General features: G+C 60.7%; 25 protein-coding genes. 13 read left to right on the forward strand and 12 right to left on the reverse strand.

Annotation, left to right across the window (positions count from 1 at the left end; all coding sequences use genetic code 11):
• The first annotated feature begins 148 nt into the window (after window positions 1–148).
• Window positions 149–706, forward strand: coding sequence for a cysteine hydrolase family protein (locus F475_RS25710; RefSeq protein ID WP_018926925.1), 558 nt, complete (start codon window positions 149–151; stop codon window positions 704–706).
• A gap of 193 nt (window positions 707–899) precedes the next feature.
• On the opposite strand, the gene F475_RS25720 is transcribed toward F475_RS25710, so the two are convergent.
• The 4 genes from F475_RS25720 to F475_RS25735 form a co-directional block, all read right to left on the reverse strand.
• Window positions 900–1,109 (reverse strand): SEC-C metal-binding domain-containing protein, encoded by a 210-nt coding sequence (locus tag F475_RS25720; protein WP_007906737.1) that lies wholly within the window; start codon window positions 1,107–1,109, stop codon window positions 900–902.
• A gap of 5 nt (window positions 1,110–1,114) precedes the next feature.
• Window positions 1,115–1,603, reverse strand: coding sequence for an LEA type 2 family protein (locus F475_RS25725; RefSeq protein ID WP_064619955.1), 489 nt, complete (start codon window positions 1,601–1,603; stop codon window positions 1,115–1,117).
• Window positions 1,604–1,691: 88 nt separating this feature from the next.
• On the reverse strand, window positions 1,692–2,168 hold the full coding sequence (locus tag F475_RS25730; RefSeq protein WP_111455050.1) for a YchJ family protein: 477 nt from the start codon (window positions 2,166–2,168) through the stop codon (window positions 1,692–1,694).
• Window positions 2,169–2,172: 4 nt separating this feature from the next.
• Window positions 2,173–2,670 (reverse strand): DUF6231 family protein, encoded by a 498-nt coding sequence (locus F475_RS25735; RefSeq protein WP_064619952.1) that lies wholly within the window; start codon window positions 2,668–2,670, stop codon window positions 2,173–2,175.
• Window positions 2,671–2,849: 179 nt separating this feature from the next.
• On the opposite strand from F475_RS25735, the gene F475_RS25740 reads away from it, so the two are divergent.
• From F475_RS25740 to F475_RS25755, 4 genes are all read left to right on the forward strand, one after another.
• Entirely contained in the window at window positions 2,850–3,545 is a 696-nt protein-coding gene (locus F475_RS25740; RefSeq protein WP_026286483.1) for an OmpA family protein, read from the forward strand.
• A gap of 90 nt (window positions 3,546–3,635) precedes the next feature.
• Complete coding sequence (locus F475_RS25745; RefSeq protein ID WP_028939242.1) at window positions 3,636–4,349, forward strand: OmpA family protein; 714 nt, start codon at window positions 3,636–3,638, stop codon at window positions 4,347–4,349.
• A gap of 162 nt (window positions 4,350–4,511) precedes the next feature.
• The gene (locus F475_RS25750) at window positions 4,512–4,790 is read left to right on the forward strand and encodes a DUF1145 domain-containing protein (protein ID WP_018926919.1); all 279 of its coding nucleotides are present in this window, start codon (window positions 4,512–4,514) and stop codon (window positions 4,788–4,790) included.
• A complete protein-coding gene (locus F475_RS25755) occupies window positions 4,783–5,541 on the forward strand; it encodes a collagen-like protein (protein WP_064619944.1) in 759 nt (252 codons plus the stop codon). Before F475_RS25750 ends, F475_RS25755 begins: the two co-directional genes overlap by 8 nt.
• A 163-nt stretch (window positions 5,542–5,704) precedes the next feature.
• Here the strand turns inward: F475_RS25755 and F475_RS25760 are convergent, their stop codons facing one another.
• A complete protein-coding gene (locus F475_RS25760) occupies window positions 5,705–6,169 on the reverse strand; it encodes a CopD family protein (protein WP_064619942.1) in 465 nt (154 codons plus the stop codon).
• 99 nt (window positions 6,170–6,268) lie between these two features.
• Between F475_RS25760 and dinG the strand changes: the two genes are divergently transcribed.
• From dinG to pdxH, 5 genes are all read left to right on the forward strand, one after another.
• On the forward strand, window positions 6,269–8,413 hold the full coding sequence (dinG, locus tag F475_RS25765; protein WP_007935913.1) for an ATP-dependent DNA helicase DinG: 2,145 nt from the start codon (window positions 6,269–6,271) through the stop codon (window positions 8,411–8,413).
• 96 nt (window positions 8,414–8,509) lie between these two features.
• A complete protein-coding gene (locus tag F475_RS25770) occupies window positions 8,510–11,014 on the forward strand; it encodes a beta-galactosidase (RefSeq protein WP_111455052.1) in 2,505 nt (834 codons plus the stop codon).
• 264 nt (window positions 11,015–11,278) lie between these two features.
• Window positions 11,279–12,424, forward strand: a complete 1,146-nt coding sequence (locus F475_RS25780; protein ID WP_111455054.1) for a serine hydrolase domain-containing protein — start codon at window positions 11,279–11,281, stop codon at window positions 12,422–12,424.
• 113 nt (window positions 12,425–12,537) lie between these two features.
• Window positions 12,538–13,536, forward strand: a complete 999-nt coding sequence (locus F475_RS25785; RefSeq protein WP_111455055.1) for an OmpA family protein — start codon at window positions 12,538–12,540, stop codon at window positions 13,534–13,536.
• Between the two features lie 24 nt (window positions 13,537–13,560).
• Entirely contained in the window at window positions 13,561–14,208 is a 648-nt protein-coding gene (gene pdxH / locus F475_RS25790; protein WP_018926913.1) for a pyridoxamine 5'-phosphate oxidase, read from the forward strand.
• 5 nt (window positions 14,209–14,213) lie between these two features.
• Here pdxH and F475_RS25795 read toward each other — a convergent pair whose 3' ends face one another.
• Window positions 14,214–14,450 (reverse strand): hypothetical protein, encoded by a 237-nt coding sequence (locus F475_RS25795; protein ID WP_064619929.1) that lies wholly within the window; start codon window positions 14,448–14,450, stop codon window positions 14,214–14,216.
• A 168-nt stretch (window positions 14,451–14,618) separates the two neighbouring features.
• Between F475_RS25795 and F475_RS25800 the strand changes: the two genes are divergently transcribed.
• A complete protein-coding gene (locus F475_RS25800) occupies window positions 14,619–15,083 on the forward strand; it encodes a glycine zipper 2TM domain-containing protein (protein WP_018926911.1) in 465 nt (154 codons plus the stop codon).
• Window positions 15,084–15,166: 83 nt separating this feature from the next.
• On the opposite strand, the gene F475_RS25805 is transcribed toward F475_RS25800, so the two are convergent.
• From F475_RS25805 to nhaA, 3 genes are all read right to left on the reverse strand, one after another.
• Entirely contained in the window at window positions 15,167–15,403 is a 237-nt protein-coding gene (locus F475_RS25805) for a hypothetical protein (RefSeq protein WP_018926910.1), read from the reverse strand.
• Window positions 15,400–16,581, reverse strand: a complete 1,182-nt coding sequence (locus F475_RS25810) for an S-type pyocin domain-containing protein (RefSeq protein ID WP_111455056.1) — start codon at window positions 16,579–16,581, stop codon at window positions 15,400–15,402. The genes F475_RS25805 and F475_RS25810 overlap by 4 nt, the downstream gene beginning before the upstream one ends.
• A gap of 121 nt (window positions 16,582–16,702) precedes the next feature.
• Window positions 16,703–17,890: a Na+/H+ antiporter NhaA gene (gene nhaA, locus F475_RS25815; protein WP_111455057.1), complete on the reverse strand. Its 1,188-nt coding sequence runs from the start codon at window positions 17,888–17,890 to the stop codon at window positions 16,703–16,705.
• Window positions 17,891–18,137: 247 nt separating this feature from the next.
• Between nhaA and F475_RS25820 the strand changes: the two genes are divergently transcribed.
• Entirely contained in the window at window positions 18,138–19,235 is a 1,098-nt protein-coding gene (locus F475_RS25820) for a PLP-dependent cysteine synthase family protein (protein ID WP_173861174.1), read from the forward strand.
• Window positions 19,236–19,280: 45 nt separating this feature from the next.
• On the opposite strand, the gene F475_RS25825 is transcribed toward F475_RS25820, so the two are convergent.
• From F475_RS25825 to F475_RS25835, 3 genes are all read right to left on the reverse strand, one after another.
• Entirely contained in the window at window positions 19,281–20,894 is a 1,614-nt protein-coding gene (locus F475_RS25825; RefSeq protein WP_018926906.1) for an NAD(P)/FAD-dependent oxidoreductase, read from the reverse strand.
• Window positions 20,895–20,989: 95 nt separating this feature from the next.
• The gene (locus F475_RS25830) at window positions 20,990–21,655 is read right to left on the reverse strand and encodes a COG3650 family protein (RefSeq protein WP_096479626.1); all 666 of its coding nucleotides are present in this window, start codon (window positions 21,653–21,655) and stop codon (window positions 20,990–20,992) included.
• A gap of 93 nt (window positions 21,656–21,748) precedes the next feature.
• Window positions 21,749–22,348, reverse strand: coding sequence for a short chain dehydrogenase (locus tag F475_RS25835; RefSeq protein ID WP_018926904.1), 600 nt, complete (start codon window positions 22,346–22,348; stop codon window positions 21,749–21,751).
• A 106-nt stretch (window positions 22,349–22,454) separates the two neighbouring features.
• Here F475_RS25835 and F475_RS25840 point away from each other — a divergent pair, with 106 nt between their 5' ends.
• Complete coding sequence (locus tag F475_RS25840) at window positions 22,455–23,369, forward strand: LysR family transcriptional regulator (RefSeq protein WP_064619915.1); 915 nt, start codon at window positions 22,455–22,457, stop codon at window positions 23,367–23,369.
• Window positions 23,370–23,372 lie beyond the last annotated feature (3 nt).

The raw sequence follows: 23,372 nt of genomic DNA on the forward strand, positions 1-23,372 counted from the left end.
GGAGGTGGACGCGCAAGCGGCGGCTGGGTTATTTCTTTTCGGTGATCGTCGGCATCAGGTTGTCCTGTTTGCGTTTGATGGCTTGCCGGTAGCAAGAGGCGATGCTGAAGTGCGGCAAATTCAATAGCCTCGCATGGGAAAAGTCGGCATGGAACTTAAGACAAACGCGGCGCTGATCATCATCGATCAACAAAAAGGCATCCTGCATCCCAAGTTGGGCCGTCGAAACAACCCTCAGGCCGAAGAGCGCATCCTGGAGTTATTGGGGCATTGGCGTCGCACCGGGCGGCCGGTGATTCATGTGCAGCACCTGTCCCGCTCTGTGGATTCGGTGTTCTGGCCGCAGCAATCGGGGGTGGAGTTTCAGGAGCGCTTCCAGCCATCGATCGGTGAGTGGCTGATACAGAAACAAGTGCCGGATGCGTTTTGCTCGACCGGGCTGGAAGCGAGTTTGCGCGAGGCGGGGATCGATCAGTTGATCATCGTTGGCGTGGCGACGCACAACTCGGTGGAATCCACGGCGCGAACGGCTGGGAATCTGGGGTTTGAGGCGTGGGTTGTGGAGGATGCGTGCTTTACCTTCGACAAGGCGGACTTTTTCGGCAATGCCCATTCAGCTGAAGAAGTGCATGCGATGTCGCTGGGGAATCTGCATGGGGAATATGCGACGGTCGTTAGCGCCGCGAGCATTCTCATGAACGACTGAAACCTTGAACTGACCCCAAAATTAGGATTGGTGTCCAACTTTTGGGGTGCAGATCAACTTGTAGGAGCGAGGCTTGCCCGCGAAGAACGATGACGCGGTTTTTCTGATTGATCGTGGCGCCCTTTTCGCGGGCAAGCCTCGCTCCTACAGGGATTGGCGATTCAACAGGCGAAGAAGTTATTCGCCCGAAGCCTCAAGCCCCGTGGCACTTCTTGAATTTCTTGCCGTTGCCGCAGGGGCAAGGGTCGTTGCGGCCGACGTCTTTCAGAGCATTGCGCACCGGTTCCTGGTGGGCGTGGCCGCAGTTTGGGCCGTGGACATGGCCATGGTCGTGATCATGGTGGTCGTGATGGTCATGATCGTGGTTGCAGTCAGGGCCATGGACGTGGGGTTGCTGGGTCATCGGGGTCACTCCGGAATTAAATCGGCGGCGATTATCACGCCATTGCGCGCCAGGTGCACGTAGTGCGCGATGAATAAACCGGTTTCAAGTGTGCCTTCCAGACGATAGGGAATCGGTTGCTCGGGTTTTTTCAGCAGTTTCACCACATCCCGAACCCTGGGCCACAGGTTGGTGCGGATCGGCACCTTGAAGTAGGCACTGTGCTTGGGGCCGACGGTGAACCAATGTTCGTGCTCGCCTTCGGTCAGCAGGACGTCCCCCAGATGAATGCGATATTCCAGGGCGCGCACCGTCAGGTCTTCGTCATTGGGGTTGTCGACGCGAAAATGCAGCAGGAATTTCTGCTCCAGCAACTTGGCCCGGACCACCTCGACCTTGACCAGATGCACTTGCGGGTCTGGCAAGTCGTTGCTGAACCATGAGGCGCAGCCGCCGACTCCTGAAAACAGAAGCAGCAAAGTGAACAGATAGAGCGCGAATCGTCCGGTGATCATGGTCGTGTTTCTCCCTTTGTAGCAGCTGCCTCGCTGTAGCAGCTGCTACGGCCGAACGCAGCTTTCGGCAGCTGCTACAGGGGGCACCTCAAGCGCCGAAATAACTCGCGCAGCACTTCTTGAACTTCTGCCCGCTGGCGCACGGGCACGCATCGTTGCGCCCGGCCTTGAGCGGCACCGTAGGGTCGATGAAGTACCAGCGGCCGGCGTTCTGCACGAATGACGAACGTTCGCGGTGGCTGTGTTCGCCGCTGCCGTCGTGCCAGCGAGCGGTGAAGGTGACGAAGGCGTGCTCCGGCTGGCCGCCGAAGACCTCGGCGCCTTCCACTTCCAGGCCCAGCCAGGTGCTCTGGGCGCTCCAGTCGCTTATCGACTGGCGATCCAGGCCGGCCTGTTGCACGGGCAGGGTGGTCGCTACCAGATAATCGACCAGCCCCAGCACATAGGCGCTGTAGCGCGAACGCATCAGGACTTCGGCGCTGGGGGCCGGATGGCCGGCATGGTAATGACCGCAGCAGGCATCGAGCAGCGTGCCGCTGCCGCAAGGGCAAATGGATGTACTCATCGCGTTACCACCAGTATTTCCCGAAGTTTTCCGGATTGGCCCAGAAGCGTGAGTTGAGCCAGTCGGGTACCTGTTTGTAGTCAAGCAGATCGTAGGTAAACAACGTCAACACTTGATCGTCGCGCTGGAAGCGTTCGCTGGCTTGCAGGGCCAGGGAGAAAAAATCCGTCTCCTGCCAACCGCTGGCGGGCAAGTCGGCCAACACCGCAATGCGACTGGCATTGAGGTTGCGTATCCCGCCGAGCAGATTCAGGCCGTCGCGCTTGGATAAGTGTTCGAGGCAATCGACCACCAGCGCCAGATCAAACCGCTGCGCCGCCAGTTCGGCCGGCAATGCTCCGGGTGCGGCAAAAGCCACGATGCTGTCCGGGTGCGCGAGTTTGAATGCCTCGAGCGCGGGGAACTCACTGGCGCCAATCAGCAACAGACGCGTCGGGGCGTAACGATCAAGCAATGCGGCCAACGCCTGCTGGGGCGTGCGCGAAGAAATACTTGCAGTCATCGAAGATCCTCAATCAGAACGCCAAGATTAACGTGTCTTGTCGAGCGTGTTTAAGCAAAAAGCGCCGATCTTCCGTGAACATAAGGCAAAACAGCAATGGCCTATTGCTGGCGGAGATTAAAAGTCCGGTCTTTACTCCTTGAAATCGGTTATTAGCCGATCCCTCAGGAGAAAACTAGATGAGCATAGTTCGGACAGCATTACCTTTGGTTCTGCTAACCAGTGTGTTGACTGGTTGCGCAGGTTTGCAGAAAACCGACTGGCCGACCTGTGCGGCGGTCGGTGGTGTCGTCGGTGCAGGGCTCGGTGCGACAGAGAGCTCTTCATGGGCGGGGTATGGCGCACTGCTGGTCGGCGGCACGGCAGCGGCTTATTGCTGGGTGCATGGCGATGGCGACGAAGACGGCGATGGTGTGCCGGACAGCCGCGACAAGTGCCCTCACACACCGAGAGGCGTGCGAGTCGATGCCGACGGCTGTCCTCCACCCGCGCCTGCGCCGGTGGTCGAAGAGAAGGCGGTGGTCAAGGAAGAAGTCATCGTTATCCGTGATGTTCACTTCCAGTTCGACTCGTCCAAGCTCACTCCTTCCGATAAAGAGGTACTCAACACCGTTGCTACGCGCCTGAAACAGGAGCCCGCCAGCGCCCGGTTGACCGTGACCGGTCATACCGACAGCGTCGGCAGCGATAAATACAACCAGAAACTGTCGGACAAACGCGCCCATTCGGTGGTGGAGTACCTGATTTCCCAAGGCGTGCCACGCAGCAGTTTCGTGTCTGTGACCGGTGCCGGTGAAAGCCAGCCGGTGGCCGATAACAAAACCGCTGAAGGCCGTGCGCTGAACCGGCGTACGGAAATCAAAATCGACCGCTAACCCCCTTGTATTCCGCGGCTTGTGCAGTCGCGGATGCGGGTCTTTACTCCTGTGTGACCGGTATGGGCCGGTGACACAGGAGCATTCACAATGAGCGTTCTCACAAGGACCGTCTTGCCGGTTCTACTGCTTGGTAGTCTTCTGACCGGCTGCGCGACTCACAGCGATGGCACCGCCCCCTTGAATCAACGAACCTGGCCGATCTGCAGTGTCATTGGCGGACTGGTTGGCGGCGGTTTGGGCGCGATCGAAAGTGGCGGTTGGGCGGCAGGTGGAGCGGCGCTCGGTATCTTGACCGGTGGCTTGGTCTGTTACGCCCAGGATGGCGACGAGGACGGTGATGGTGTTTTCGATCGACGCGATCGTTGCCCCGATACGCCTGCCAATACACCTGTCGATCATCACGGTTGTCCGCTACCGCAATATCCGGCCAGCGTAAAACCTGCTGAACCGCCGGTATCCGAAGTCATCACGCTGAGCAGTAATGTGTTGTTCGCGTACAACAAATCCGACCTGACGCCCGAGGCACGCAGCGAGCTGGATTCGTTGATGCCCAAATTGCAGAGTGCCGATGTGGTGAGCGTCAAGGTCGTCGGCCATACCGACAGTCAGGGTTCGGACGCCTATAACCAGAAGCTGTCGGAACGTCGTGCCAGCAGCGTGGCGGCCTACCTGTTGAGCCGGGGGCTGGCGCCGAACAAACTCACCAGCGAAGGACGGGGTGAAACCCAGCCGGTGGCTGACAATGATACGGAAGAAGGGCGGGCAAAAAACCGTCGTGTGGAGTTGCACATCAATCGCTAGGCTCCGTGATCAAGAGGCCCGTGATAGAGCCGTCGGATGGCCGTCAAGGTTGACCCGGCGGCCATTCGATGCCTTTCGGAAGAATTTTCCGTTGCCCTCTGGCTTATCCCGCGTGTAAGCCGTTATGGTGCGTGCAAATAATAATTCTCGACGGGGGAGCGTATGAAGGTGTTTTGGGGGCTGGGGAAGTTGTTGACCCTGCTGTTCTGGTTGGTGGTGCTGGTCAATCTGCTCATACCGTTTGTTCGTCCACTGCACCTGTTGGTCGATCTGGCTGGCAGCCTGTTGGCGCTGGCTCATCTTCTGGAGCTGGTGTTCTGCAATCGTAGCCTCAAAGGTCGAGCCCACCCCTGGCGTGATCGCCTGAAGATTGTCTTTTTCGGCGTTTTCCACCTGCAAACCATTCCGGCCCCGGCCACTGCGAAGGCTTCCCATGCGTAAACTCTGTCTGCTCGCCGCACTTATCAGCCCATTGGCCTGCGCTCAGGTGGTGAGTGTTGAAACCAACTCGCTGATGCGCTTGCCCAACACCGCCAGCTCCCTGCAACTGGAACGACTGGAAGTCGCCGATTACGGCACCTTGCTGATTCCCTCGAACGTGACCGAAGTGACGGTCGGCGAGCTGCACCTGGGACGCGAAGCGCGGATCGCCATTGTGCCGAGCGAACAGGCTCTGGCGTTGAAGGTCAGCCGGGCCGAGTTGGCCGAAGGCAGCCAGATCACCGCGCGGGGCGCCCCCGGGACTTATCTCAAGGCTGCCCGCTCCGGGCGCAATCTGAATTTGCAGATCAAAGCGCTGAAGGCGCCGCAATTGTCGGTAGACGCTCGCGGTGGCGCGGGCGCCCCGGGTTTTGTCGGTCTTGACGGGGCCAACGGCCAAGCACCGGGTTGCACCTGGGGCCAGGCCGGTCGCGGCTTCGATGGCAGTGACGGCAGCGACGGCCAACCCGGTGCGCCGGGGGCGCTGGTTCGACTGGAAGTGCCGCGTGACTATCCGGCGGAGCAGATCAAGGTCGAGGTGGCGGGCGGAGTCGGTGGCGCGGCCGGACCGGGTGGCAAACCGGGGGCGGGCGGCAAGGCCAAGGGCTGCATTGTCTATAAAGCCGATGGCGGCAAGAGCGGTCGCCCCGGTGCCGATGGCCAGCCTGGGCCTGCCGGGGCGGCAGGCTCGGTGAGCATTCAGCGGTTGTAAGAACGACCGAGAACCCCTGTGGCGAGGGAGCTTGCTCCCGCTGGGTCGCGAAGCGGCCCCAAAGCCGGCGACCCTGTTTTTTCAGAACGTGCGCAGTGATCGATTACGACTGCTACGCAGCCGAGCGGGAGCAAGCTCCCTCGCCACAGAGACTATGCATTGCTCAGAACATCGGCCGAGCCGCAGCAATCGCCACCAGCACCAACCCGACCATCAGGTTAATCCCCACCAACCGGCGAATCTTGCCCAGCGTCGCCGCGCCCGTCGGCCAATCCTCAGCCGCTACCGCCGTGCGCAGTTCCGGCAGCAGCAACGCCTGAATCCGGATAAACAACGCGGTCATCACCACATACAATCCCATCATCGCCTGCACATACCGCGGTGCCGCTTCAAACCCGGTGAACTGCAAATGAATCATGCCCACACCGCTGATCGGCAAAAGCACCACCGCGACCCAGACCCAGCGGAAAAAACCTTGAAACACTTCCACCCACAGCTTCAACCGGGCAGGGCCTTCCAGCGCCTTCATCGCAGCGGGGCGAAGGACCATCCAGGCGAAAAACATGCCGCCGACCCAGACCAGGGCGGCCAGGACATGCAGGGTATAAACGATGCCAAAAGGTGTCATTGGGGTACTCCGTTCTGCGCGGGATTAATTAGCGGGGTATGATAGCGGCCGATCCGAACCACTGAAAATTTATCCAGCGTTTTTTGCGCCCGACAATCAATGATCAGCACTGAACTCAAAACCACGATCCAGGGCGCCTACTCGCGTTTTCTCGAAGCCAAGAGCCTCAAGCCACGCTACGGCCAACGCCTGATGATCGCCGAAATCGCCAAAGTCCTCGGTGACATCGACACCGACGACGAAGGCCGGCGCAGTGGCGACCCCGCGATTGTCGCGGTGGAAGCCGGCACCGGTACCGGCAAAACCGTGGCCTACAGCCTGGCAGCGATCCCCGCCGCCAAGGCCGCTGGCAAGCGTCTGGTGATCGCCACGGCCACCGTGGCCCTGCAAGAACAGATCGTCTACAAGGATTTGCCCGACCTGATGCGCAATAGCGGGCTGAATTTCAGCTTCGCCCTGGCCAAGGGGCGGGGGCGCTACATGTGCCTGTCCAAGCTCGACATGTTGCTCCAGGAAGGTCACGCGCAAACCGCTACCGCACAGCTGTTCGAAGAAGAAGGCTTCAAGATCGAGGTCGATGAGGCCAGTCAGAAGCTGTTCACCAGCATGATCGAGAAACTTGCCGGCAATAAGTGGGACGGCGACCGCGACAGTTGGTCCACCGCGCTCGAAGACGCCGACTGGGCGCGCCTGACCACCGATCACAGCCAGTGCACCAACCGCCATTGCCCCAACTTCGGCCAGTGCGCCTTCTACAAGGCCCGCGAAGGCATGGGCAAGGTCGACGTGATCGTCACCAACCACGACATGGTCCTGGCCGACCTGGCCCTGGGCGGCGGCGCGGTTCTGCCGGACCCGCGCGACACGATCTACGTGTTCGACGAAGGCCATCACCTGCCAGACAAGGCCATCGGCCACTTCGCCCATTACACACGCTTGCGCTCCACCGCCGACTGGCTGGAGACCACCGCCAAGAACCTCACCAAATTGCTCGCCCAACACCCGCTGCCGGGGGATCTGGGCAAGTTGATCGAACAGGTGCCGGAACTGGCCCGGGAGATCAAGACCCAGCAGCAGTTCATGTTCAGTGCCTGTGAGCAAGTCGCCGACTTCAAGCCCGGCGAAGACGTCGAAGGTCGCGAGCGGCCGCGTCACCGTTTCGTCGGCGGGGTGATTCCCGAACATATGCGTGAGATGGGCATCGAGTTGAAGAAGGGCTTTGCCCGACTGACCGACCTGTTCACCCGGCTTACCGAACTGCTCAAGGAAGGCATGGACGGCGAGGTCAACATTGGCATCGCCAGCAACCAGGCCGAAGAGTGGTATCCGCTGTTCGGTAGCCTGCTGTCGCGCTCTTCGGGAAACTGGGAGTTGTGGACCGCCTTCACCGTCGAAGACCCGGAAGATAACCCGCCCATGGCCCGTTGGCTGACGCTGGCCGAAAGCGGTTCGTTGTTCGACATCGAGGTCAATGCCAGCCCGATCCTCGCGGCGGAAATGCTCCGGCGCAACTTGTGGAACGTGGCTTACGGGGCGCTGGTGACCTCGGCGACCCTGACCGCTCTCGGCACCTTCGACCGTTTCCGCATGCGCGCCGGCCTGCCGAAAACCGCCGTGACCGCCGTGGTCCCGAGCCCGTTCCATCATGCCGACGCCGGCGTATTACGGGTGCCGGACCTGAAAGCCGACCCGCGCGATGCACCGGCCCATACGGCGGCGATCATTCGCGACTTGCCGGAACTGGTCGAGGGCTCCCGTGGCACCCTGGTGCTGTTCTCCTCGCGCAAACAGATGCAGGACGTGTTCGACGGGCTGGATCGCGACTGGCGCAAGCAAGTGTTCATTCAAGGCAACCTGTCGAAGCAGGAAACCCTGAACAAGCACAAGGCGCGGGTCGATGGCGGGGATTCCAGCGTGCTGTTCGGCCTGGCGAGCTTTGCCGAAGGCGTGGATTTGCCCGGTGCCTACTGCGAGCACGTGGTGATCGCCAAGATCCCGTTCTCGGTGCCCGACGATCCGGTCGAAGCCGCGCTGGCTGAGTGGATCGAAGCCCGTGGCGGCAATCCGTTCATGGAAATCTCCGTGCCGGACGCCTCGTTGAAACTGGTCCAGGCCTGCGGTCGCCTGCTGCGAACCGAAGAAGACCGCGGCACCATCACCTTGCTTGACCGTCGTTTGGTCACACAGCGCTACGGCAAAGCTATTCTCAATGCGTTGCCGCCATTTCGTCGTGAAATTTCCTGATGCGCCGGTGGGCAAATTTGCCCACCGCGTTGTCTACCTCACTGCCACTGCCTTTCCACTGGCCCATTGATGGTCGTTAGGGGGAACCACGTTCTTATGATTCGCCGTTCGTTGCCCGCCGTTTTTGCCTTGATGTTCGCAGCCCCTTTGCTGGCGGCCCCCGCCGGCCAGCAGACGCTGTTCAACTTTGTGCGTCCCGCCGACGTGGTTCAGGTGGCGACCCAGGACGCCAGCCTGCCGCAATCCAATGCGGAGCAAACGGCCGAAGGTGAAGTGTTGCGTCGCGTGACCTTCAACCCGGCTGCCCAGCCGACCTTGCGCCTGACACCGCAGACCGGTGCCTGGGACTGGTCGCAGTCGGGCGTCATGAGCCTGCGGATCCAGAGCGCGATGAACTGGGCCGTGACCTTGTACGTGAAAATCCAGAGTAACGACGGCAAGACTCTGGTCAGCCGTGTCGATCTGCCGGCCGGCCCGGCGCAGACCTTACTGGTACCGCTGCAGCCGAGTTCACCGCTGAGCCAGGGCATGAAAGCCGGCCCGCCGATGCCGATCAATTTCGAAGGGCAGCGTGTATTGCTGGCCAGCAGTACCGGTGAGCTGGACCGTAGCCAGGTGGTGTCGGTGACCTTGTCGATGGATCAGCCGAAAGTCGCCCAAAGCATTCTGCTCGAGCGCTTCGGCGTGCAGGACGGCGAGGCCGTGACCAAAGCCGCTTATGGCGGCCTGGTGGACGCTTACGGTCAATCGACCCGGGCCAAATGGCCGGAGAAGATCAGCAGCGACGAACAACTGAAATCCGCCGCTGGCAAAGAGCAGCAACAACTGAAAACCTGGCTGGCGGAGCGCGAGAAGGCGCCTCTGGACAAGTTCGGCGGCTTGAACAAAGGCCCAGAGTTCAAGGCCAGCGGCTTTTTCCGCACTGAAAAGCGTGATGGCCGCTGGTACCTGGTGACTCCGGAAGGGCATCCGTTCTATTCCCTCGGCGTCAACACCGTGACCCCGAGCGTCAACCAGACCTACGTCGCCGGGCGCGAGTGGATGTTCGAGTCCCTGCCTAAACCCGACGAACCCTTGGCCAGTCACTATGGCGAAGGCGATAACCGTGGCGGCAACGGTGTTGATCAGGGCCGAGCCTACAACGCCGGTCGTTGGTACGATTTCTATGGCGCCAACCTGCAGCGGCTGTACGGCAAACCTTGCGCACCGGGCGGAGACATTAAGGCTGGTGTTGCCGAAGCAGCCAAGGCCGAGGCGGTAGAGGCGACGGCTGAAAAGGCCGCCGAGCAATCAGCCGCGCCTGCGCCTACCGAGTCTGGAGCCGGTGTTGCCGAGGCGGCCAAGACCGGGGCTGTTGAAGCGACGGTCGAAAAGGCGGCCGCCGAACCCTGCAAAGTAACTGTCGACGAACAACGCTGGGCCAGTCATACCCTCGATCGCCTGCAAGCCTGGGGTTTCAACACCCTCGGCAACTGGAGCGCACCGGTGTTGGGTAACGCTGACCGTGTGCCGTACACCTTGCCGCTATCGATCGTCGGCGATTACGCCAGCATCAGCACTGGCACCGATTGGTGGGGCGGCATGCCTGACCCGTTCGATCCGCGTTTCGCCATGGCCACCGAACGCGCCGTGGCCATCGCCGCCCGCGACCATCGCGACGATCCGTGGCTGATCGGTTACTTCGCCGACAACGAACTGGCCTGGGCCGGTCCAGGCGATGATCCGAAGGCTCGCTATGCGCTGGCCTACGGCACCTTGAAAATGACCACCGACGTGCCGGCCAAACGCGCCTTCCTCAAGCAACTGCGCGACAAGTACCGCAACCAGGCGGGGTTGTCGAAAGCCTGGGGCATTGATTTGCCTGCCTGGGAGTTGATGGAAGACCCAGGCTTCGTGCCGCCGGAGCCGAGCGCCGAACACCCGGAAATCGAAGCCGACTTCAAATACTTCCAGAAGGTCTTCGCCGACACCTACTTCAAGACCGTTTCCGATTCGCTCAAATGGCACGCGCCGAACCAGTTGTTGCTGGGTGGTCGCTTTGCCGTCAGTTCCCCGGAGGCAGTCGAGTCCTGTGCACAATACTGCGACGTGTTGAGCTTCAACATGTACACCCTGCAACCCCAGGACGGTTACGACTTCGCCAAACTGCGCAGTCTGGACAAACCGGTGCTGATCACCGAATTCAACTTCGGCTCGGCAGATCGGGGCCCGTTCTGGGGTGGCGTGACGCAATTGGCGAAGGAGGAAGACCGCGGCACGGCTTACGCTCACTTCCTCAAACAGGCAATGAGCGAACCGTCGATTGTCGGGGTGCACTGGTTCCAGTACCTCGACCAGCCGGTGACCGGTCGTCTGCTGGATGGCGAGAACGGGCACTTCGGTCTGGTGGGCATTACTGATTTGCCGTTCCAAGGCTTTGTCGACAGTGTGCGTAAAAGCAATGTGCAGATCATCGATCAGCTTGGCAAAGAGGCGGAGAAGGCCAGCGCTGAGGCGGATAAAGCCAGTCACGATGTCGAGGGTGGCAGGAAGGGCGAGGCAGGCAAAGGCCCGGGCAAGGGCGCAGGGCATGCGGGTGGGCATTCGGGCAATGGCCATTGATTCCTGATACACCTGTGGCGAGGGGGCTTGCCCCCGTTGGGCCGCGAAGCGGCCCCCATGCCTACAGATGCACCGCAAATACAGGTTTTTGCGACCGCTTCGCAGTCGAACGGGGGCAAGCCCCCTCGCCACAGGGATCGCATCGTTGATGTCTGCGGCATTTCCATAACCGGGCGACCATCCGACCCGATCCTGTTCCCAAATCCCTCAAGGGCTGGAACAATGCGGGCCACTTTGTAGAGCGTTTATCCGGGAGAGTTGCGGGTGCAGATTCAGGGTCATTACGAGCTTAAGTTCGAAGCGGTGCGTGAAGCGTTTGCAGCGCTGTTCGACGATCCTCAGGAACGCGGCGCGGCGTTGTGCATCCGGATCGGTGGTGAAACCGTCCTCGACCTTTGGGCCGGTACCGCCGACAAGGACGGCCATGAGGCCTGGCACAGCGATACCATCGCCAACCTGTTCTCCTGCACCAAAACCTTCACCGCCGTGACGGCGCTGCAATTGGTGGCTGAAGGCAAGTTGCAACTCGATGCCCCGGTCGCCCGCTACTGGCCCGAATTTACCGCCGCCGGTAAAGAATCCGTGACGCTGCGCCACTTGCTCTGCCATCAGGCGGGTCTGCCGGCCTTGCGCGAGTTGCTGCCCCCTGAGGCACTTTACGACTGGCAGACCATGGTCAATGCCCTGGCCGCCGAAGCACCCTGGTGGACGCCGGGCCAAGGTCACGGTTATGCGGCGATCACCTATGGCTGGCTCGTCGGTGAATTGCTGCGGCGCGCCGACGGTCGTGGGCCGGGCGAGTCCATCGTGGCGCGGGTTGCCAAGCCCTTGGGGCTGGATTTCCACGTCGGCCTGGCCGATTCAGAATTCCATCGCGTGGCGCACATCGCCCGCAGCAAGGGCAACGTCGGCGATGCCGCGGCCCAGCGCTTGCTGCAGGTGACCATGCGCGAACCGACGGCCATGACCACTCGGGCCTTCACCAACCCGCCGTCGATCATGACCAGCACCAACAAACCGGAATGGCGGCGCATGCAGCAGCCGGCCGCCAATGGCCACGGCAACGCCCGCAGCCTGGCCGGTTTCTACGCCGGACTGCTCGATGGCAGCCTGCTGGAAAGCGAAATGCTCGACGAGCTGACCCGCGAACACAGCGTTGGCGAAGACAAGACTTTATTGACCCGGACCCGCTTCGGTCTGGGTTGCATGCTCGATCAACCGGACGTACCCAACGCCACCTACGGCCTCGGCCCACGGGCGTTCGGTCACCCGGGTGCTGGCGGCTCCATCGGTTTTGCTGATCCGGAACATGATGTGGCCTTCGGTTTTGTGACAAATACGCTGGGGCCGTACGTCTTGATGGATCCACGAGCGCAAAAGCTTGTGCGAGTACTGGCCACTTGTCTGTAAATCACGCTTAAGGGGGCCAGGGCTGGAACCCGAAAGCCTTTGTGGTTTCAAAGCGTCTGTTTAGCCGGGGGCGCCCCGGCTGACTTTTCATTACCTCATTTTGTGGATACCCAATGTCGTCCAATAAAACCCTCGCCCTGGCCCTGTGCTTCGCTATCACCGGTTGTGCACAAACCCCACAAAATGATGCCGCAGGTGGCAGCAGTTGGTGGCCGTTCGGTTCATCCGACAAGGTCGCGACTAAAGAACCCGCCCCGTCCCCGTCCCCGGCACCCCTGAAACCAGCTGCCGCAGTACCCGTCGCCAAGGCTGAAGCCGATGCCGGAGGCAAATGGTGGTGGCCGTTCGGCGGTAAGGAGCAGAGCACCAGCACTGCCAAAGCAGCCGTGCCGATGCCCGATCCGAAAATCACCCAAGCCTGGCTTGACGACTATGAGCCGCGCCTGCGCGAGGCGGTCAAGGGCAGCAACCTGCAACTCGAGCGCCGTGAAAATGTGCTGGTCGTCACGGCTCCGGTGGAAGGCTCGTTCAACCCGGACCGCCCGGCCATGCTGCTGCCGGTGACCCTCGCTCCGTTCACCCGTGTCGCGAAAATCCTCGAAGCCGATCCAAAGACTGCCGTGCTGGTACTCGGCCACAGTGATACGTCGGGTGCCGCACCGGCCAACGTGAAACTGAGCCAGGAACGCGCCCAGGCGGTGGCAGCGATCTTCCGTCTCAGCGGTCTGCAGCGTGATCGCCTGATGTTGCGCGGCATGGGCGGTGACGCACCGCGCGCCGCCAACGACAGTGCTGAAGGTCGCGCCTTGAACCGTCGCGTCGAGCTGTTGTTGACGCCGCAAGACACCATGGCCGCGCTGCTGAGCAAGTACAATATGCCGGCTCCGGCACCGGTAACCAAAGTCGTCGCGCAAGACGTCAAGCCAGTGGCCAAGCCTGTGACCCCGGAACCGGCTGCGAAAAAAACCGCTGCCTCGTCGAAGAAAAAGGCACCGGCCAAGAAAGCGGCCGCCAAGGCTCCAGCCAAAAAGGCACCCGCGAAAAAGACCGCACCGGCTAAAACCGCTGTCGATTCGAAGAGCGCCACCGCCACCGATGCCACAAAGCAGTGATTCATTAACCAAAAGGAATGCGCCATGACCCGGCCCTTGGCAGATATGCGTCGCGATTACACCCGAGATGGCTTGACCGAGGCGCAAGCCCCGGCCGAGCCGTTCGCACTGTTCCATCAGTGGTTTGCCGATGCGGTGAAAACCGAGCAGGTACCGGTGGAGGCGAATGCCATGACGTTGGCCACCGTCGATCAGGACGGTCGGCCGCATTGCCGCATTCTGCTGCTCAAGGGCCTGGACGAGCAGGGCTTCACCTTCTTCACCAACTACGAGAGCGACAAGGGGCAGCAATTGGCAGCCAATCCATTTGCAGCCATGACGTTCTTCTGGCCGGCCCTGGAGCGCCAGGTGCGCATCGAAGGGCGGGTGGTGAAGGTCACGCCTGAAGAGTCCGACGCCTACTACCAGGTTCGCCCTCTGGGCAGTCGTCTCGGTGCCTGGGCGTCGCCCCAGAGCCGGGTGATCGCCGATCGCGGCGAACTGGAGGCGCTGCTCAAGGACACGGAGCAGCGTTTCAGCGATAGCCAGCCGCACTGCCCCGAGCATTGGGGGGGGTATCGCTTGCTACCCGAGCGCATCGAATTCTGGCAGGGCCGTCCGAGCCGTCTGCACGATCGCCTCAACTACCGCTTGCAGGGTGCTGACTGGGTTCGTGAGCGCCTGGCCCCGTAAACGGTCTACCGATCGGGATACCCTGCCGCAGCGGCCTCTAGCCACTGTGGCAGGTCCCGACGCTTGATCTTCTGCGCTTGAGCGTTCGCCAGTTGCTGGAGCATGAAGGCTCTTTTTTGTTCGTCTTTACCCGCCAGTGACAACGCCAGATCGCGGTCCCCCCAGCGTTTTATCCGCACGTACAACCACCAATGGAAGTACAAACCGGCGATGGTCGTGACGACAATGATGAAGTAATCCATGATATTCCTTGGGTCAGCGGCGCAGATTTCGTAATGTGACGCTACTGTATGGTGAGTTCGCAAAGTGCCTGTACCAGGCCTGAATGAAACCAATTTTATCCGGGCGATGCCGTGACAGGCGTCAAGCTGCGGGTTTTAATGGATACCTGTCCTATGGAGTTTGATGCTATGCGTAAGTCTGTTTTGCTGGTTGCTTCCTTTTCCACGATGGCGATGTTGCTCTCCGGTTGCCAATCGAGCCTGACCGGTGACTCCTACTCCCGTGACGAAGCGCGTCGCGTGCAGACGATTCGCATGGGCACCATCGAATCCCTGCGTCCGGTGAAAATCGAAGGCACCAAGACCCCGATCGGCAGCGCTGCGGGCGCAGTCGTGGGTGGCGTCGGCGGTAGCGCCGTCGGCGGCGGTCGCGGCAGCATCGTTGCAGCGGTCATCGGCGCTGTAGCGGGTGGCCTGGTGGGGTCGGCTGCCGAAGAAGGCCTGACCCGCACTCAAGGCGTTGAAATCACCGTACGCGAAGACGATGGCAGCATGCGCGCCTACGTGCAGGAAGTTCAGCCAAACGAAGTGTTCCGTGTGGGTGAGCGTGTGCGGATCTCCACTGTGGGTGGGACCAGCCGCGTTTCGCACTAAGCGGGAATGTAGGGTAAAAGAAAACCCCGATCAGGTGAGCTGGTCGGGGTTTTCTTTTGGGCTGTGGAGTTGAACCAGAGCATTTACTTGCTTGCATAACAACCGAGCTGAAAATCGTATTGTGGATCGTAAAATGATCGACCGACTAATGTTTCCAGTTTTGTTATCTGCTGGGAATCAAGGTCATAGCCATAGATTTCTTCTTCAGCCTCAGTCCAACTCATTATCGCCCTCAGCTGTGCAATGCCGTCTGCCGGGACAGGCACTTCGAATACCAGCGCTTCTGTTTCTTTATCAAAAGCATAAATTACGTGGTTCACGGTTCTATCCTTCTTTTCGGATCCGCCGGCTTGTTTTGATTACCTGTTTCAGCGTCAAACTCACCCAGATGGCGACCTCGTTTGTCATACATTTCTACTGCTCCATGCTGATAATCCCATTCTAGAATTCGCCCTTCAGCCGTTCTCCAGCGCATTCGGGTGCCTCTACCTTTGACCCGAGTCTTCTGTTTTGCCGGTGTGGCATCAGGAAAAGCGGTAAGCCCGTTTGGCGCCGGATGATATTTGTGGTCCGCAACACTCACCACAATATAAACCGGCAACACCCCCGAATCCGCCGGAAACACAAGAATGAAATCCTTGTACTCCGGCGGATAAACCGGATTCACGATGATGCTGTCAGCCGCCTTCGTCGGCGGGTAAACCCAGATGTGCGGCGCTTGTGGCGCAGCTTCCAAAGCGGGGATGCCGAGGGTGCTTGAGCCGTCCTCGGCCGGCGTCCAGATCAGCTCAACGCCGTCCCCGAGATCAGCCACTTGCTGACTGCCGCGCAAGCTGAATTGCACGACGTCGACCATCTCCCAGTCACGGTTTTTGCCAGTGTAGAAACCGTATCCCTTGAGACTGCCATCAGCTTGTTGCTCGACCCGCAGACGCACACGAGTACGGGCCTGTTTGAGGGATCGCAGTTGGTCTTCGGTGTAGAGCGAGCTGTCGCCAAGGCTCGACGGCATGACCAGGGCCACCAGACCTGCCAGGGTGGCCGCAGCGGTGCTGACTGCGACGGCGGGTAATGCGGCGAACGCTGAGCCACTCAGGGCGAAGCTGCCGAAACCCGCAGGGATGGCGGTGCCACTGATTTTCTTCAGCGGCACCACACCGGTTTCATCGGCCTCGCGAGCGCCGAGTAGAACCAGTTCGCCGTAGTCTTTCAGGCTGTCGGTCGGAACAACGCCGGAGGGATTCGTGTAGTCGATGATTGCATCGGGCAGTTTGCAGGACTTGGCGAACACGCATCCTGAGCGGGCAACGTCGTCTTTTTTCGTCGGGACCAGAACGCTGTCTTCGAAGGCCTGCTGCCTTGCGAGCATGGCGTCGTGGGCGTTTTGTCTGGCATCACGCTCGGCCAATTCGGTGGCCGTCATGAATCGGTGAGTGACGTGATGCCCGTCACCTGACGGTGGGTTTTGTACCCGGGGGATGTCCTTGTGGCCAGCCACTGATTGTCCTTTCGCTCGTCCATCGGCAACCCCCAAAGAGGGGGCTGCGCGACGTTAACGAACGTGGCTAATCGTGACTGTAGGACGAATCCTCAATGTTGCTAAGAGTGTTCTCTATCGTTCAGGAAGGCAGCGCAGCACTCTTGCGGCTCGCCGCCGCCGTCACCGCATAACCGATCAATGCCGCCAGGATCGAGCCGGTCAGAATACCCATGCGGTCCATCCCGGCATATTCACTGGCGCCCGGCACGAAGGCCAGGGAACCGACGAACAGGCTCATGGTGAAGCCGATGCCGCAAAGGATCGCCACCCCCAAAATCTGGCCCCAGTTGGCGCCTTGGGGCAGGGTGGCGATGCCGATTTTTACCGCCAGCCAGGTCAGGCCGAAGACACCGACGGTCTTGCCCAACAGCAGGCCGACGGCGATGCCCATCGGTACATGATGGGTGAAGCTTTCGACGGTCACGCCGCTCAGGGACAAGCCAGCGTTGGCGAAGGCAAACAGCGGCAGGATGCCGTAGGCCACCCACGGATGCAGGGCATGCTCCAGGGTCAGCAGCGGCGAAGGCTCGGCGTTTTTCGTGCGCAGTGGAATGCAGAAGGCCAGGGTCACACCCGCCAGCGTCGCGTGCACGCCACTCTTGAGTACGCAGACCCAAAGGATCAGCCCGATGATCATGTACGGCCCGAGTTTCACCACACCAAGTCGGTTCATTCCGATCAAGGCCGCGATGCAGGCCGCGGCCAGCGCCAGGGACAGGGTCGACAGAGCGCCGGAATAGAAGATCGCAATGATGATGATTGCGCCAAGGTCATCGATGATCGCCAGGGTCATCAGGAACAGTTTCAGCGACACTGGCACGCGTTTACCCAGCAGGGCCAGCACGCCAAGGGCGAAGGCAATGTCGGTAGCCGTCGGGATGGCCCAGCCGCTCAGGGCGGACGGGTTATCGCGGTTGAGGAACCAGTAGATCAGCGCCGGCACCACCATGCCGCCAATTGCGGCCGCGCCGGGCAGGACGATCTGAGACGGTTTCGACAGTTGGCCGTCGAGGACTTCGCGCTTCACTTCCAGGCCGATCAACAGAAAGAACAGGGCCATCAGGCCGTCGTTGATCCACAGCAGCAATGGCTTGGCGATTTTCAGCGCGCCGATCTGAGCCACCACGGGGGTGTCCAGCAGGCCGTTATAGAGCCACGACAGCGATGAATTGTTGATGATCAGGGCCAGGACAGCTGCGGCGATCAATAGCAGACCGCTGGCAGCTTCCAACTGAAAGAAACGCGTGAACGTGCTACGCAGAGGCAAGGTCGCTCTCCATCGATGAATTCAAAAGGTGGCACACCCTAACCCGTACCGTTGGTTGTTAAAACAAAAGTTATATTCTTTTTTGTTATATACCGTTACAACGTGCCCGGTCAGCAAAGGCCTGAGCCTAGCAGTTGCCGGACGTATTGAACCCCAGCTGTATCTGTGCGTGATGTAGGTTTTTTCCTAAGCTTGTGGACTGAGCCTTGCGACAAGGCCGACTCTTGCCTGATTCAACGAGAAAACCATCATGAGCGACAACCGACAGTGGGCCCGCGAAGCCATCCGGATCATCGAAGCCGACTTCCAGCGCAGCGCTGATACCCACCTGATCCCCTTGCCGCTGCCGGGGTTGCCGGGCATCGAGTTGTACTTCAAGGATGAGTCGAGCCATCCCACCGGCAGCCTGAAACATCGGTTGGCCCGCTCATTGTTCCTCTATGCACTGTGTAACGGCTGGCTCAAACCCGGTGCGCCGGTGATTGAAGCGTCCAGCGGTTCGACGGCGATTTCCGAGGCGTACTTCGCCCGGCTGCTGGGTTTGCCGTTCATTGCGGTGATGCCCGCGAGCACGTCCAAGGAAAAGATCGCGCAAATCGCTTTCTACGGTGGCAAGAGCCATCTGGTGGACGATCCGACGCAGATTTACGCTGAGTCCGAGCGCCTGGCTCACGAACACGACGGGCATTTCATCGACCAGTTCACCTACGCCGAACGCGCCACCGACTGGCGAGCGAACAACAACATCGCCGAATCGATCTTCCATCAGATGCGCTTCGAGCAGCACCCGGAACCGAGCTGGCTGATTTCCAGCCCTGGCACCGGCGGTACCACCGCGACGCTGGGCCGTTACGTGCGCTATCGCCAGCATTGCACCCGTGTGCTGTGCGCCGATGCCGAGCGTTCGGTGTTTTTCGATTACTACAAGACCGGCGACGCTAGCCTGCGCCTCGATCACGGGTCACGGATTGAAGGCATTGGCCGGCCGCGTGTCGAGGCGTCGTTCCTGCCCAAAGTCATCGACGCGATGGTCAAGGTGCCGGACGCCTTGTCACTGGCAGCCATGCATTACCTGGCACAACGTTTGGGGCGACGGGTGGGTGGTTCGAGCGGGACCAACCTGATCGGCGCCTTGATGGCGGCCCAGCAGATGGCGACGGCGGGGGAGTCGGGGTCGATCGTGGCGATTCTGTGCGATGGCGGCGAGCGCTATGCCGACACCTATTACGATCAGGCCTGGCTGAAGGCCCAGGGGTATGAGTTGAGTGGTCTGATGGATGCCGTGGCGGCCAGCGTTGAGCGCGGAGAGCCGCTGCCGGCCAGCGTGTTGCGCGCCAATATCTGAGATATTTGATCGTTCCCACGCTCTGCGTGGGAACGATCATCTGGGTCAGGCTTCTAGGCCAAGGATATCCCGGGCAACCGCTTCAGCAATCCGAATCCCGTCGACACCCGCCGACAGAATCCCGCCCGCATAACCCGCGCCTTCACCCGCCGGGAACAACCCCTTCACGTTCAGGCTCTGCATCGACTCGTTACGGGTAATGCGCAGCGGCGATGAGGTGCGCGTCTCGATCCCGGTCAACACGGCGTCGTGCAGCGAGTAGCCACGAATCTGCTTCTCGAACGCTGGCAAGGCTTCGCGAATCGCTTCGATGGCGAACGCCGGCAGGGCCAGGGCCAAGTCACCCAAGGCAACGCCCGGTTTGTAGGACGGCTCGACGCTGCCCAATTCGGTGGACGGCTTGCCGGCAATGAAGTCGCCGACCAGTTGCGCCGGTGCTTCGTAGTTGCTGCCGCCCAGCACAAAGGCGTGGGATTCCAGGCGTTCCTGCAACTCGATGCCGGCTAGCGGGCCGCCCGGATAATCGACTTCCGGGGTGATGCCGACGACGATCCCGGAGTTGGCGTTGCGCTCGTTACGCGAGTATTGGCTCATGCCGTTGGTGACCACGCGGTTCGGCTCGGAGGTCGCCGCCACTACGGTGCCGCCCGGGCACATGCAGAAGCTGTAGACCGATCGACCGTTTTTGGCGTGGTGCACCAGTTTGTAGTCGGCAGCGCCGAGTTTCGGGTGGCCGGCGTATTTGCCAAGGCGCGCGCGGTCGATCAGCGACTGCGGGTGTTCGATGCGGAACCCCACCGAGAACGGCTTGGCTTCCATGTACACACCACGGCCGTGCAGCATGCGGAAGGTGTCCCGGGCGCTGTGGCCGAGGGCCAGAATCACGTGCTTCGAATGGATCTGTTCGCCGCCATGGAGTTCGACGCCCACCAGTTGGCCGTCGTCGATCAGCACATCGGTAACCCGCTGCTGGAAGCGCACTTCGCCGCCCAGGGCGCGAATCTGCTCACGCATGTTTTCCACCACACCGGTCAGACGGAACGTCCCGATGTGCGGCTTGCTGACGTAGAGGATTTCTTCCGGCGCACCGGCCTTGACGAACTCATGCAGAACCTTGCGACCGAGGAATTTAGGGTCTTTGATCTGGCTGTAGAGCTTGCCGTCGGAGAACGTTCCCGCGCCGCCTTCACCGAATTGCACGTTGGATTCGGGGTTGAGCACACTTTTACGCCACAGGCCCCAGGTGTCCTTGGTGCGCTGGCGCACTTCGGTACCGCGTTCGAGGATGATCGGCTTGAAGCCCATCTGCGCGAGCACCAGGCCGGCGAAGATCCCGCACGGGCCGAACCCGACCACGATCGGACGCTGGCTCAGGTCGGCCGGCGCCTGGCCGACCACTTTGTAGCTGACATCCGGCGCCACGTTGACGTTACGGTCATCGGCGAACGTGCGCAGCACCGCCGCCTCATCGCGAACGTTGAGGTCGATGGTGTAGATGAAACACAGTTCGGAGGACTTTTTGCGCGCATCGTAGCTGCGCTTGAACAAGGTGAAGTCGAGCAGGTCATCACTGGCGATGCCCAGGCGCTGCACGATGGCAGGGCGCAGGTCTTCTTCGGGATGGTCGATCGGCAACTTGAGTTCGGTGATTCGTAACATGACGGGATCCGGTTCGCGGGGCGCACAACTGCGCCAAGGCGTTTGAAGCCCGCGATTATAAGCCTCAAAGGATGATTCCCGTGAGGCTAAAACGATCAGTCGTTACGCGATCCGCCAAAATACCCGCAGCCGCGTTGCACCTGGCCGTCGATACGCAACTCGGCGCTCATGTGCTGCACGCTGCCGGTGCTGCTGTCGACGCAACGTTGCGGCGCGACCCAGAGCTCGATGCGCTGATTATTGGCTTCGGTGCTGAGGTTGAAGCGGCCATCGCCCAGTTGTTCTTCAACGTACGGCAGGGCCAGGGGCGGCTGACCAGCGCGGTCGATGATCATGCCCTTGCCGCTGACCTTGACGTTCCACTCCGGGCCATGGCCGGCGGCGCGCAGGATCAGCTGCTTGAAATTGGGATCGTCGCACGCCGTGCCCGAGCGCTCGACGCGGTACAGCTGCGTAAGGTCGAGTTGGCTGTCAGCACCACTGGCAACGATCCGGCCGCGCACATCGGCGAACAGCTTGCCCTGATCATCGGCCAGGGTCGCGGCCTCTTGCAGGATGCTGGTGCCACCGATGTCATTGACTACGAAACTGCGTTGCTCATTACATGGCTGGAACAGCAGCTTGCCGTCGGCCGCCGTCAATTGGCCCTGCATGCGGGTCTGGCCCACGTGGGAAGCACTTTGCCGTGGGCCATCGAGCAGTTGGCAAGCGGCGAACAACGGAAGCAGGGCAACAAGTACCAGGGAACGGGCAACACGCATCTTTGAGTCTCCAGACAAGTGTCGCCACGTTACTCAGCCTGACCGTTCATCACAACCCTGCGATGTTCTCGCTTTCCTGTGTGCGAGTCTGGTTTAGCCGACGCGATAGGTCTGGCCGGTCTGCAGGCCTTCCACGCTTTTGGCGTAGGCCAGCGCCACCTCGGCGGCGGGAACCGGTTTGAAACCACGGAAGTACGGCGCATAGCTCCCCATGGCTTCGACCAGCACGTTCGGGCTGACCGAGTTGATGCGCAGACCGCGTGGCAGTTCGATCGCTGCCGCTCGGACGAAGGCGTCAAGGGCGCCGTTGACCAGGGACGCGGAGCTGCCGGTACGAATCGGATCGTGGCTGAGGATGCCGGTGGTGAAGGTGAAAGACGCACCGTCATTGGCGAATTCCCGGCCGATCAGCAGCAGGTTGACCTGGCCCATCAGCTTGTCCCGCAAGCCGAGTTCGAAGTCTTGTGCGGTCATGGTGGCCAGCGGCACGAAGTTGACACTGCCGGCGGCGCAGATCAGTGCATCGAAGTTGCCGGTCTGTTCGAACAGTTTGCGGATCGAGGCGCTGTCACTGATGTCGACCTGGAAATCACCGCTTTTACGGCCGATACGGACGATTTTGTGGCGCTGGGACAGTTCATGGTCAATGGCCGAACCGACGGTGCCGGAGGCGCCAATCAACAGAATTTTCATCGTGCAGTTCCTCAAGTGGGTTGGATTTAAAGTTAAGTCTAGTGTGGTTTTTTTTATAAATAAGCGTGCTAATGGGCAACCTTTGGTTTTCAAATGGAAACAATCCATGAGTGAAATGGACGATCTGGCGGCGTTCGCGGTATTGATCGAGGCGGGCAGTTTCACCCTGGCCGCCCAGCAACTGGGGTGCAGCAAGGGGCAACTCTCCAAGCGCATCAGCCTGCTGGAAACGCGCTTTGGCGTGGTGTTGCTGCAACGCACCACACGTCGCTTGAGCCTGACGGCGGCGGGTGCGGCGTTGTTGCCGCAAGCCCAGGCGCTGGTGGTGCAAGTGGAGCGTGCGCGTCAGGCGTTGGCGCGGCTGAAAGACGACATGGCCGGCCCTGTGCGGATGACGGTGCCGGTTTCACTGGGGGAAACGTTCTTTGACGGCGCACTGCTGGAATTTTCCCGGCAGTACCCCGAGGTGCAGATCGAGCTGGAGCTCAACAATAACTACCGCGACTTGTCCCGGGACGGGTTTGACTTGGCGATCCGCTCGGAAGTGGCCAACGACGAACGCCTGGTCGCCCGACCGCTGCTGGCCTGGCACGAAATGACCTGTGCCAGCCCCGCGTATCTTGAGCGATTCGGTGAGCCGCTGACGCCTCAGGCACTGGCCGAACACCGCTGCCTGCTCAACAGCCATTACAGCGGTCGCGAAGAATGGCTCTATCACCAACAGCACGAATTAACGCGGGTGCGAGTGTCGGGTCCGTTCGCCAGCAACCATTACAACCTCTTGAAGAAAGCTGCACTGACCGGTGCGGGCATTGCGCGTTTGCCGTCGTATCTGTTGCAAGAGGAATTGGCTGATGGACGTTTACGCTGGCTCCTGCGTGATTATCAAACCCGCAGCATGCCGATGTATCTGGTGCATCCGTATCAGGGCGGGTTGCCTAAGCGTACCCAAGTGCTGGCGGACTATTTGATCGGTTGGTTCAAGCGCAGTGGTGAGGCGTTGGATCGGCTTCAACGATAACGT

Origin of the sequence: Pseudomonas sp. URMO17WK12:I6 (genome assembly GCF_003253625.1) — a bacterium.
GTDB lineage: Bacteria > Pseudomonadota > Gammaproteobacteria > Pseudomonadales > Pseudomonadaceae > Aquipseudomonas.